The 11146-nt window shown below is 65.7% G+C and carries 11 protein-coding genes; 3 read left to right on the top strand and 8 right to left on the bottom strand.

Annotation, left to right across the window (positions count from 1 at the left end; genetic code table 11):
- Positions 1-47: 47 nt before the first annotated feature.
- The 8 genes from kdpC to PQQ53_RS30485 form a co-directional block, all read right to left on the bottom strand.
- The gene (gene kdpC, locus PQQ53_RS30520; protein ID WP_408148516.1) at positions 48-626 is read right to left on the bottom strand and encodes a potassium-transporting ATPase subunit KdpC; all 579 of its coding nucleotides are present in this window, start codon (positions 624-626) and stop codon (positions 48-50) included.
- 37 nt (positions 627-663) lie between these two features.
- A complete protein-coding gene (gene kdpB, locus PQQ53_RS30515; protein ID WP_408328348.1) occupies positions 664-2775 on the bottom strand; it encodes a potassium-transporting ATPase subunit KdpB in 2112 nt (703 codons plus the stop codon).
- A gap of 77 nt (positions 2776-2852) precedes the next feature.
- Positions 2853-4658, bottom strand: coding sequence for a potassium-transporting ATPase subunit KdpA (gene kdpA / locus PQQ53_RS30510; protein WP_408153973.1), 1806 nt, complete (start codon positions 4656-4658; stop codon positions 2853-2855).
- Positions 4655-4747 carry a K(+)-transporting ATPase subunit F gene (gene kdpF, locus PQQ53_RS30505; protein WP_011487462.1) on the bottom strand — a complete coding sequence of 31 codons (93 nt, stop codon included), beginning with the start codon at positions 4745-4747 and terminating at the stop codon, positions 4655-4657. The genes kdpA and kdpF overlap by 4 nt, the downstream gene beginning before the upstream one ends.
- Positions 4744-4857, bottom strand: a complete 114-nt coding sequence (locus PQQ53_RS30500) for a hypothetical protein (RefSeq protein WP_042327528.1) — start codon at positions 4855-4857, stop codon at positions 4744-4746. Before PQQ53_RS30500 ends, kdpF begins: the two co-directional genes overlap by 4 nt.
- Before the next feature lie 192 nt (positions 4858-5049).
- Positions 5050-6024: a quinone oxidoreductase family protein gene (locus tag PQQ53_RS30495; RefSeq protein WP_408328345.1), complete on the bottom strand. Its 975-nt coding sequence runs from the start codon at positions 6022-6024 to the stop codon at positions 5050-5052.
- Between the two features lie 79 nt (positions 6025-6103).
- The gene (locus PQQ53_RS30490) at positions 6104-6493 is read right to left on the bottom strand and encodes a methylglyoxal synthase (protein WP_121316999.1); all 390 of its coding nucleotides are present in this window, start codon (positions 6491-6493) and stop codon (positions 6104-6106) included.
- A gap of 94 nt (positions 6494-6587) precedes the next feature.
- The gene (locus PQQ53_RS30485; protein ID WP_408148506.1) at positions 6588-7367 is read right to left on the bottom strand and encodes an SDR family oxidoreductase; all 780 of its coding nucleotides are present in this window, start codon (positions 7365-7367) and stop codon (positions 6588-6590) included.
- 262 nt (positions 7368-7629) lie between these two features.
- On the opposite strand from PQQ53_RS30485, the gene upp reads away from it, so the two are divergent.
- From upp to purD, 3 genes are all read left to right on the top strand, one after another.
- Complete coding sequence (upp, locus tag PQQ53_RS30480) at positions 7630-8280, top strand: uracil phosphoribosyltransferase (RefSeq protein ID WP_408148504.1); 651 nt, start codon at positions 7630-7632, stop codon at positions 8278-8280.
- A 526-nt stretch (positions 8281-8806) separates the two neighbouring features.
- Entirely contained in the window at positions 8807-9535 is a 729-nt protein-coding gene (locus tag PQQ53_RS30475) for a YebC/PmpR family DNA-binding transcriptional regulator (RefSeq protein ID WP_121316992.1), read from the top strand.
- Between the two features lie 296 nt (positions 9536-9831).
- On the top strand, positions 9832-11130 hold the full coding sequence (purD, locus tag PQQ53_RS30470) for a phosphoribosylamine--glycine ligase (RefSeq protein ID WP_408148503.1): 1299 nt from the start codon (positions 9832-9834) through the stop codon (positions 11128-11130).
- The last annotated feature ends 16 nt before the right edge of the window (positions 11131-11146 follow it).

The following is an 11146-nucleotide window of genomic DNA, read 5'->3' as shown; positions in this document are numbered from 1 at the left end:
TTGCGAGCCGCGGCGCCTCGCCGCGAAGCGCGCGTACGCGAGATCAGCTAGCCGCGTTTCATTTCGTCGAGCGCCAGATTCAGCTTCAGCACGTTCACACGCGGCTCACCGAGAATGCCGAACTGACGGCCGGTCGTATAACGGTCGACCAGCGCCTGCACGTCGTTCGGCGCGAGCTTGCGCGCGGCTGCGACGCGCCCGATCTGATAGGCCGCGGCCGCCGGGCTGATCTCCGGATCGAGACCGCTGCCCGACGAGGTCACCAGATCGACCGGCACCGGGTTCGACATATCGGTGCCCGCCGCCTTCAACGCGTCGAGCCGGCCCTTCACTTCGTCGAGCAGCGCCGGGTTGGTCGGCCCGAGGTTCGAGCCGCTCGAACCCTGCGCGTTGTACGGCATCGGGCTGGTGGCCGACAAACGGCCCCAGAAGTACTGCGGCGCGTCGAACTGCTGGCCGATCAGTTGCGAGCCGACCAGCTTGCCGTTCTGTTCGATCAGGCTGCCGTTCGCCTGATCGTGGAAAGCGGCCTGACCGAAGGCGGTCATCACCGCGGGGTAAGCGAGACCCGTGAACACGGTGAGCACCGCGAAGATCACGAGCAGCGGACGAAACAGATTTTTCATGATGAGTGATTCCTTTTGCTTTCGAAGCAGCCGGGCTTCAAACCCAGCCGAACGCGGCCAGCACCATATCGATCAGCTTGATGCCGATGAACGGCACGATGATCCCGCCCAAACCGTAGACCAGCAGATTGCGCCGCAACAGGATCGCCGCGCCCAGCGCGCGATAACGCACGCCCTTGAGCGCGAGCGGAATCAGCAGCACGATCACGAGCGCATTGAAAATCACCGCCGACATGATCGCCGAGGCCGGCGTGGCCAGGTGCATCACGTTCAGCGCGTTCAGCGCCGGATAGGTGGTGGCGAACGCGGCCGGAATGATCGCGAAGTATTTGGCGACGTCGTTGGCGATCGAGAACGTGGTGAGCGAGCCGCGCGTCATCAGCATCTGCTTGCCAATCTCGACGATCTCGATCAGCTTGGTCGGATTCGAATCGAGGTCGACCATGTTGCCGGCCTCTTTCGCGGCCTGGGTGCCGGTGTTCATCGCCACCGCGACGTCGGCCTGCGCGAGCGCCGGGGCATCGTTGGTGCCGTCGCCGGTCATCGCCACGAGGCGCCCTTCGGCCTGGTGCGCGCGGATCGTCGCAAGCTTCGCTTCGGGCGTCGCTTCGGCGAGGAAATCGTCGACGCCGGCCTCGGCGGCGATCGCCGCCGCGGTCAGCCGGTTGTCGCCGGTCACCATCACTGTCTTGATGCCCATCTTGCGCAGTTCTGCGAAGCGCTCCTTGATGCCGCCCTTCACGACGTCCTTCAACTCGATCACACCGAGCACGCGTGCGTTCTGCGCGGTGAGCTTCTCGGCCACCACCAGCGGCGTGCTGCCGCGCCGCGCGACCTCGGCCACCGCGTTGCTGACTTCGTTCGGGAAGCGGCCGCCGTTGGCCTCGACGTAGTGCTTCACCGCGTCGGCCGCGCCCTTGCGGATTTCGCGGCCCGGCGCGCCGGAGCTGTCGCTGGGAGACAGGTCGACGCCGCTCATCCGCGTTTGCGCGGTGAAAGCGAGGAACAGCGCATTCAGCGAAGCCATGTCGCGTTGGCGGATGTTGAAGCGCTGCTTCGCGAGCACGACGATGCTGCGGCCTTCCGGCGTTTCATCGGCGAGCGACGAGAGCTGTGCGGCGTCCGCGAGCGCTTCTTCGGTCACGCCCGGCGCCGGGACGAACTGCGATGCCTGACGGTTGCCGAGCGTGATCGTGCCGGTTTTGTCGAGCAGCAGCACGTCGACGTCGCCGGCGGCTTCCACCGCGCGGCCCGAGGTGGCGATCACGTTGGCCTGCATCATGCGGCTCATGCCCGCCACGCCGATCGCCGACAGCAACCCGCCGATGGTGGTCGGAATCAGACACACCAGCAGCGCGACAAGCGCCGTGATCGTCACCACGTGACCCGCATGCGCGGCCTGCACCGAGAACATCGAGAACGGCAACAGCGTCGCGGTGGCGAGCAGCATCACGATGGTCAGCGCGACCAGCAGGATCGTCAGCGCGATTTCGTTCGGCGTCTTCTGACGTTTCGCGCCTTCGACCATCGCGATCATGCGATCGAGGAACGCCTCGCCCGGGTTCGCCGTGACGCGCACGACGATCCAGTCCGACAGCACGCGCGTGCCGCCCGTCACCGACGAAAAGTCGCCGCCCGACTCGCGAATCACCGGCGCGGATTCGCCGGTGATCGCCGATTCGTCAACCGAAGCGACGCCGTCGATCACTTCGCCGTCGGCCGGAATCACGTCGCCGGTTTCGACCAGCACGACGTCGCCCTTACGCAGATCGGACGCCGTCAGAATGCGGATCGGCGACTTCGGATGCGGCTCGTTGAGCTTCTTGGCCATCACGTCTTTTTTCGCGCTGCGCAGCGACGCCGCCTGGGCCTTCGAACGGCCTTCGGCGAGCGCTTCCGCGAAGTTCGCGAACAGCACGGTGAACCACAGCCACAACGTGACCGCGAGAATGAAGCCCGCGGGCGCCTCGGCCTGGCCGCCGAGCGCGGCGATCCACAGAATGGTCGTCAGAATGCTGCCGACGTACACGCAGAACATCACCGGATTGCGGAACTGCGTGCGCGGCGTGAGTTTTTTGAAGGAGTCCACGATCGCCGGGCGCAGCAGCGCCGGGTCGAACATGGACCTCGTTGCATTATGTTCAGTCATTGAATCCTCGAATACCGTTATCGCGTAACGTGTGCCTGGTCAATCGCTGGCCGCCCGTGTCACGTCGATGGGCCGCCTCAATGCGCGCCCATCATCATCAGATGCTCGACGCCCGGACCCAGCGCGAGCGCCGGCACATAGGTCAGCGCGCCGACCAGCAGCACCGTGCCGAGCAGCAGCACGACGAACAGCGGGCCGTGCGTCGGCAGCGTGCCGCCGGTCACGCCGATGCGCTTCTTCGCGGCGAGCGAGCCGGCGATCGCGAGCACCGGGATGATCGTGCCGAAGCGGCCGAACCACATCGCGATCGCGGTGAGCCAGTTGTAGAACGGCGTGTTCACGGAGAGGCCGGCGAACGCGCTGCCGTTGTTGTTCGCCGCCGAGCTGAACGCGTAGAGGATTTCGGAGAAGCCGTGCGCGCCGGGGTTGAAAATGCCGGCCGTGCCCGCGCTGCTCAACACGGCGATCGACGTGCCCACCAGCACCAGCAGCGGCGTGAGCAGCACGACGATCGACACCATCTTCATCTCGTACGCCTCGATCTTCTTGCCGACGTATTCGGGCGTGCGGCCGATCATCAGGCCCGCGACGAACACGGCCAGCATCGCGAACACGAGCATCCCGTACATGCCGGAGCCCACGCCGCCGAAGATCACTTCGCCGAGCTGCATCAGCAGCATCGGATAGAGACCGCCGATCGGCGTCAGCGAGTCGTGCGTATTCGTGACCGCGCCGCACGACGCCGCCGTGGTCGCCACCGTGAAGATGCCCGACTGCGCGATGCCGAAGCGCGTTTCCTTGCCTTCCGCATTGCCGCCCGACTGCAACGCATTCGCCGACTGATCGATATGCAGCGCGGTGAGCGCCGGATTGCCGCCCTGCTCCGCGCCGATCTCGCCGAACACGCAGACGCCGAAGCCGATCGTCATCGCCGCAAGCACGGCCACGCCCTGCTTGCGGTCACCGATCACGCGGCCGAACACCAGCGCCAAGGCGGCAGGGATGATCAGGATCGAGAGTATCTGCAGGAAGTTCGAGAACGGCGTCGGGTTTTCGAACGGATGCGCCGAGTTGCCGTTGAAGAAGCCGCCACCGTTGGTGCCGAGCATCTTGATCGCTTCCTGCGACGCCACCGGGCCCATCGCGATGGTCTGCGTCTTCACCGGCGTATCGACCGTGACCGGATTGCCCTTCGCGTCCTTCACCGGATTGCCTTGCGCGTCGAGTTTCGGCGCGGCATAGGTGGTGGTTTGCAGCGTCGGCACGTCCTGATAGGCCTTGAAGTTCTGGATCACGCCCTGGCTCATCATCAGCGCGGCGACGATCATCGACATCGGCAGCAACACGTACAGCGTCACACGCGTGACGTCGACCCAGAAGTTGCCGATGGTTTGCGCGGTATGACGCGCGAAGCCGCGGATCAGCGCAATCACGACCACGATGCCGGTCGCCGCGGAGAAGAAGTTCTGCACGGTCAGGCCGAGCATCTGCGTCAGATAGCCGACGGTCTGTTCAGGCGAATAATCCTGCCAGTTCGTATTGGTCACGAAACTGACCGCCGTGTTGAACGCGCTGTCGACCGACATCGCGCCGAACTGCTGCGGGTTGCCCGGCAGCCAGCCTTGCACGCGCAACAGCACGTAAAGGCAGGCCACGCCGAGCACGTTGAACGCGATCGTGGCGATCGCGTAGTGCTTCCAGCTCATCTCCGCCGACGGATCGACGCCCGCGATGCGATACAGCAAACGTTCGAGCGGACCGCCCCAACGGACCACGCGCGAGCTGCCGTCCATCACCGCGCCGAGATAGCGGGCCATCGGCACCGCGGCGGCCAGCAGCACGACGATGAACAGGCCCGCCTGCAGGACATTGTTCGAGTTCATTCAATGTCCTCCGCGCGCAACAGCGCATAGACCAGATAAACAAACAGCAGCGCGGTGGCCGCGCCGGACAACCAGAGGATCCAGTTCATGACCGCGCTCCCTGGCCGCGACGGAACTGCATCAACTTCTCGCAGCCACCGATCAATGCAAAGGTCAGCGCGGCAAACAGCACCAGCCCCCCGACATACAACACATCCATTTTTGTTCTCCACTCACGGACTTTGGATAGGTGCAACGGTATGCCTTGGCGCGTAAAGGACGGGTCAAAGGTGAAGGTGCACGTATAAAAATCGTGTAAACGGACAAGGCCGCTCCATCCTGCGATGGAGCGGCCTTGCGGGTTGGGACGTGCTGGGCCGTGTCGAGGCGGCCGCGCCCTGCTATCCGGCGCTTACGGCAGCAGCACCGTCGAGCCCGTGGTGCGGCGTCCTTCGAGATCCGCGTGAGCCTGCCCGACGTCCGCCAGCGCGTAACGCTGGTTGATGCTCGTCTTGACCTTGCCCGACGCGAGCACGTCGAACAGTTCCGCCGACATCGCCTCGTAATCGGCGCGCTTCGCGATATAGGTGAAGAGCGTCGGGCGCGTGAAGAACAGCGAGCCGCGTCCGGCGAATTCCGACGAATCGAGCGGCGGCAGCGGCCCCGACGCATTGCCGAAACTCACGAACATGCCGAGCGGCGCGAGGCAGTCGAGCGAGCCCGTAAACGTGTCCTTGCCGATCGAGTCGTACACCACCGGCACGCCCGCGCCGTTAGTGATCTCGCGCACGCGCTTCGTGAAATTCTCGCGCGTGTAGACGATCGCGTGATCGCAGCCATGCGCTTTCGCGATCTCCGCTTTTTCATCGGAGCCGACCGTGCCGATCACCGTCGCGCCGAGCGCCTTGGCCCACTGGCACGCGAGCAGACCCACGCCACCCGCCGCGGCCTGAATGAGGATCGTGTCGCCGGCCTTCACGGGATACGTGCGGCGCAGCAGATATTGCGCGGTCAGGCCCTGCAGCATCGCCGAGGCGGCCTGCTCGTCGCTCAGCGCGTCGGGCACCTTGACGACCTGCGAGGCCGGCAGCACGCGCTCCTGTGTATACGCGCCGGGCGGGCGCGCCACGTAGGCGACGCGGTCGCCCGTTTTCAGTTCCGTCACGCCCGGCCCGACCGCGCTGACCTCACCGGCGGCCTCCATGCCGAGGCCCCCCGGCAACGGCAGCGGATACCGGCCGGTGCGGAAATACACGTCGATATAGTTCAGCCCGACCGCCGTCTGCCTGATGCGAATCTCGCCGGCGCCAGGCTCGCCCACTTCGACGTCGACCCATTTCATCACCTCCGGGCCGCCGGTTTTATCGAATCGGATTGCTTTGACCATCACGTCTCCTTGAGGCAGGTGTTAGTTATTCGAGCGTTGTTCGTGTCTCGTTCAGATCACCGCGCGCGTGCGTGCGCCGTCAGACTTGCTGCGTGAGGCGCATGGTCAGCACGTCGAGCACCATGCGCGCCGTCGAGATGTTGGTCGCGCACGGAATGTTATGCACGTCGCACGCGCGCACCAGCGCGTTGATGTCTGGTTCGTGCGGCTGCGGCGTCATCGGGTCGCGCAGGAAGATCACCATGTCGACGCGTCCTTCTGCGAGTTGCGCGCCGATCTGCAGGTCGCCGCCATGCGGGCCCGACAGCATCCGCTCGACCGTCAGGCCATGCGCGTCGGCAATGCGCCCGCCGGTCGTGCCGGTCGCGATGATGTCGCAGCGCCGCAGCGTGTCGACGTATTCGCCGGCCAGTTTGACGATGTCGTCCTTCTTGTGATCGTGCGCGATCAGCGCAATGCGGGTGGTCATGACATAAGACTCCTGAAACCGTTGTTGTGATTGTCGTTGTTGTAATGATGCTGGGCGGCAATGCCGGAGTCACGGCGCCGGCATTGCCGCACGTTCAGAACGTGCCCGGATACGCGCCGCCGTCGATCAGCCAGTTCTGCCCGGTGATGTACCCGGCATGCACGCTGCACAGGAACGCGCACGCGCGGCCGAATTCGTCGCGGTTGCCGAAGCGGCCGGCGGGGATCGTCTTCATGCGCTGCTTACGCGCGTCGTCGATGGAAATGTTTTGCGCCTTGGCCTGCGCCTCGAACGTGACCGCGATGCGGTCGGTGTCGAACAGGCCCGGCAGCAGGTTGTTGATCGTCACGCCGGTCGGCGCCACCTTGCGCGCGAGTCCCGCGACGAAACCGGTGAGCCCCGAGCGCGCGCCGTTCGACAGGCCCAGCACGTCGATCGGCGCCTTCACCGCCGAACTCGTGATGTTGACGATGCGCCCGTAGCCGCGCGCGCTCATCGAGTCGATGGTTGCGCGGATCAGCTCGATCGGCGTGAGCATGTTGCTCTCCAGCGCGCGAATCCAGTCCTCGTGCGTGAAATTGCGGAAGTCGCCCGGCGGCGGGCCGCCCGCGTTGTTGACGAGGATGTCGGGCTGCGGACAGGCAGCGAGCGCGGCAGCCCGGCCTGCGGGCGTGGTGATGTCGCACGCCACCGTTTTCACTTCGACGCCGCTCTGCCTGCGGATCTCTTCCGCGGTCGCCTCCAGCGTCTCGGCGGTGCGTGCGACGATCGTCAGATTGACGCCCTCGGCGGCGAGCGCTTGCGCGCAACCGCGTCCCAAACCCTTGCTGGCCGCGCAAACCAGCGCGGTGCGTCCTGCGATTCCCATGTCCATGGATGCGTCCTCGTGACGTTGTGCCGGCGCATCGGCGCGCCCGGCGTTGCAAAGTTCCCCCCGATTCTAGAAGAATCGGTGCCCGACTGTGCCGGGCGCCGCGCCCGCCGATCGCAATCTCCGGTATCTTCGGGCGGCACTCTTTCGGTAAACTTGCGCCGTGGCGCGTCCGCCGGCCAGCCGCCTGGCGGCGCGGGCGGCACGCCGAACCGATCTCCGATCGATCCCGATTGATCTCTCTTGCGCCGCTTGCGCCCCCGCCATGACCCAGGACAGCCGCTTCCCCAATCTTTTCATCCTCGATCACCCGCTGATCCAGCACAAGCTGTCCCATATGCGCGACCGGGACACCTCGACGCGCACGTTCCGCGAGCTGCTGCGCGAGATCACGCTGCTGATGGGCTACGAGATCACCCGCAACCTGCCGATGACCACGCGCCGCATCACCACGCCGCTCGTCGAGATCGACGCGCCGGTGATCGCCGGCAAGAAGCTCGCGATCGTGCCGGTGCTGCGTGCGGGCATCGGCATGTCGGACGGCCTGCTGGAGCTGGTGCCGTCGGCGCGGGTGGGCCACATCGGCGTGTACCGCGCCGACGATCACCGCCCGGTCGAATATCTGGTGCGCCTGCCGGACCTGGAGGACCGCGTGTTCATCCTGTGCGATCCGATGGTCGCGACCGGCTACTCCGCCGTGCACGCAGTCGACGTGCTCAAGCGCCGCAACGTGGCCGCCGGGAACATCATGTTTCTCGCGCTGGTGGCCGCGCCCGAGGGCGTACAGGTGTTCCAGGACGCGCATCCGGACGTCAAGCTGTACGTCGCCTCGCTCGATTCGCACCTGAACGAGCACGCGTACATCGTGCCGGGTCTGGGCGACGCCGGCGACCGGCTGTTCGGCACGAAGAATTGAGGGTGAGTTGATCGTGGGCTGAAAAAGCGCTGGCGGCAGGTGGGAAAGGCCGCCGGCGGCCCGCGATCCTGCACTTTCCACGTCGTTTTCAACGGCTTTCCAGCTACTTTCCGGCCACGTCACCCTCTGCCGCCCCCTTGCGGCGTGATAAAATTCGAATCCGCTCAAAGAACGGTTCAACCTGCGTCACCGTCTGCACCGCCCGTCTGCACCGCCGCTTCGCGCATCGCGCCTTGACGCGGCACTCACCAGGCTGGTGCCGGGTTTGCCGCCCGCCCGCCGCCCCGCTTCATCCGCGCAGCCGCCTCTGGTCCGCGAGGCCAGGTGCAGGAGCCGGCTGAAGACGGTTCGACACAGGCGGCTAGCTGGGAACGGTCGGCTACAGGCGGCGAGTCCGAACAGGCAGCCGCCGGGCGGTCTCACACCAGACGCTTTGACATCGAGGCGCGCGCCACGCAAGCGCCCGACATCGCAACGACAATTGCACTATGCGTGCGCCCCGCTGGCGCGCGCGACGGAGAAAGGTATGGCGGGTCATTCGAAATGGGCCAACATCAAGCATAAGAAAGCAGCGGCCGATGCCAAGCGCGGCAAGGTCTGGACGCGGCTCATCAAGGAAATTCAGGTCGCGGCGCGCATGGGCGGCGGCGACATCGACTCGAACCCGCGTCTGCGGCTCGCCGTCGAAAAGGCGTACGACGCCAACATGCCGAAAGACAACGTCAACCGCGCGATCCAGCGCGGCGTGGGCGGTGTGGACGGCGCGAGCTACGAAGAAATCCGCTACGAAGGCTACGGCATCGGCGGCGCGGCGGTGATCGTCGACACGATGACCGACAACCGCACTCGCACGGTCGCGGAAGTGCGTCACGCGTTTTCGAAGAACGGCGGCAACATGGGCACGGACGGCTCGGTGTCGTTCATGTTCGATCACGTCGGCCAGTTCCTGTTCGCGCCCGGCACGCCGGAAGACAAGCTGATGGAAGCCGCGCTCGAAGCCGGCGCCGACGACGTCGTCACGAACGAAGACGGCAGTATCGAAGTGCTGTGCCCGCCGAACGATTTCCCGAAGGTGAAGACCGCGCTCGAAGCCGCGGGCTTCAAGGCCGAATTGGCCGAGGTCACGATGAAGCCTCAGACGGAAGTCGAGTTCACCGGCGACGACGCCGTGAAAATGCAGAAGCTGCTCGACGCACTGGAAAATCTGGACGACGTGCAGGAAGTCTATACAAACGCCGCGATCGCCGACGAATGAGCGTGCTCCGGCAGCGCGCGGCGCGCGGGTTCACGTGGGTCGAACCCGAACTCCGCGCCGCGCTGCCGGCTGCCCCTCGCGTTGCCGCTTATTGCTGCTGTTTGCCGCTGAACGGGCGTTTTGAACACGGGTGCAGCGTTGCGCGCCCGCCTGGTCATCGTCACTCGGGTTCGTCCCGGATTCGGTCCGCCGGCTTCCTGGCCGGCGCAGGCCGACCCGGCGCGAATCTCGCTATTTATTGCACGGCTGAGCTTCCCGCTTCAGCCGTTTATGGTTTTTAAGTCTCGGGGATTCACATGAAGTTACTCGTCGTCGGTTCCGGCGGTCGCGAACATGCACTCGCATGGAAGCTCGCGCAATCGCCGCGGGTTCAGCTCGTCTACGTCGCGCCGGGCAACGGCGGCACTGCGCAGGACGAGCGTCTGCGCAACATCGACATCACCGAGCCGGCCGCGCTCGCCGATTTCGTCGAACGGGAGCAGGTCGCCTTCACGCTGGTCGGGCCGGAAGCGCCGCTCGCGGCCGGCATCGTCAACCTGTTCCGCTCGCGCGGCCTGAAGATTTTCGGGCCGACCAAAGAGGCCGCGCAGCTCGAAAGCTCGAAGGACTTCGCGAAGGCGTTCATGAAGCGCCACGCGATCCCGACCGCCGAATACGAGACCTTCGCCGACGTCGCCGCCGCGCATGCGTATCTGGACGCCAAGGGCGCACCGATCGTCATCAAGGCCGACGGACTTGCCGCCGGCAAGGGCGTGGTGGTCGCGCAGACGCTGGAAGAAGCGCATGCCGCGGTCGACATGATGCTGTCGGACAACAAGCTCGGCGATGCCGGCGCGCGCGTCGTGATCGAGGAATTTCTCGCCGGCGAGGAAGCGAGCTTCATCGTGATGGTCGACGGCAAGCACGTGCTGCCGCTCGCGTCGAGCCAGGACCACAAGCGTCTGCTCGACGCCGACCAGGGTCCGAACACCGGCGGCATGGGCGCGTACTCGCCCGCGCCGATCGTCACGCCGCAACTGCATGCGCGCGTGATGCGCGAAATCATCCTGCCGACGGTGCGCGGCATGGAGAAGGAAGGCATCCGCTACACCGGTTTCCTGTACGCCGGTCTCATGATCGACGCGCAAGGCAACCCGAAGACGCTCGAATTCAACTGCCGCATGGGCGACCCCGAAACGCAGCCGATCATGGCGCGTCTGAAGGGCGACTATTCGAAGGTGGTCGAGCAGGCGATCGCCGGCACGCTGGATACGGTCGAGCTGGAGTGGGACCGCCGCACCGCGCTGGGCGTGGTGATCGCCGCGCACAACTATCCGGACACGCCGCGCAAGGGCGACCGCATCAACGACATCCCCGCTGAAACCGCGGATTCGGTCACCTTCCACGCCGGCACCACGCTCGCCGACGGCAAGCTGACCACCTCGGGCGGCCGGGTGCTGTGCGTGGTCGGCCTGGCGGATTCGGTGCGCACCGCGCAGTCGGTCGCATACGACACGATCAACCAGATCTCGTTCGACGGCATGCAGTATCGCCGCGACATCGGCTACCGTGCGCTGAACCGCAAGCAGGACACCCGGACCGAGGGCAAGCAGTAAGCCACCACCCCGCTCG

This window comes from Paraburkholderia strydomiana, from assembly GCF_046030495.1.
Lineage (GTDB): Bacteria > Pseudomonadota > Gammaproteobacteria > Burkholderiales > Burkholderiaceae > Paraburkholderia > Paraburkholderia strydomiana_A.
The sequence above is the reverse complement of the archived record's forward strand: the minus strand, read 5'-3'. Positions and strand labels throughout refer to the sequence as shown.

Excerpts from the sequence above, each read along its gene's own strand:
- PQQ53_RS30475 (WP_121316992.1), top strand. The coding sequence starts at position 8,807 with ATGGCGGGTCATTCGAAATGGGCCAACATCAAGCATAAGAAAGCAGCG.
- upp (WP_408148504.1), top strand. The coding sequence starts at position 7,630 with ATGACCCAGGACAGCCGCTTCCCCAATCTTTTCATCCTCGATCACCCG.
- PQQ53_RS30490 (WP_121316999.1), bottom strand. The coding sequence starts at position 6,493 with ATGACCACCCGCATTGCGCTGATCGCGCACGATCACAAGAAGGACGAC.
- kdpF (WP_011487462.1), bottom strand. The coding sequence starts at position 4,747 with ATGAACTGGATCCTCTGGTTGTCCGGCGCGGCCACCGCGCTGCTGTTT.
- PQQ53_RS30485 (WP_408148506.1), bottom strand. The coding sequence starts at position 7,367 with ATGGACATGGGAATCGCAGGACGCACCGCGCTGGTTTGCGCGGCCAGC.
- kdpB (WP_408328348.1), bottom strand. The coding sequence starts at position 2,775 with ATGACTGAACATAATGCAACGAGGTCCATGTTCGACCCGGCGCTGCTG.
- purD (WP_408148503.1), top strand. The coding sequence starts at position 9,832 with ATGAAGTTACTCGTCGTCGGTTCCGGCGGTCGCGAACATGCACTCGCA.
- PQQ53_RS30495 (WP_408328345.1), bottom strand. The coding sequence starts at position 6,024 with ATGGTCAAAGCAATCCGATTCGATAAAACCGGCGGCCCGGAGGTGATG.
- kdpA (WP_408153973.1), bottom strand. The coding sequence starts at position 4,658 with ATGAACTCGAACAATGTCCTGCAGGCGGGCCTGTTCATCGTCGTGCTG.
- PQQ53_RS30500 (WP_042327528.1), bottom strand. The coding sequence starts at position 4,857 with ATGGATGTGTTGTATGTCGGGGGGCTGGTGCTGTTTGCCGCGCTGACC.
- kdpC (WP_408148516.1), bottom strand. The coding sequence starts at position 626 with ATGAAAAATCTGTTTCGTCCGCTGCTCGTGATCTTCGCGGTGCTCACC.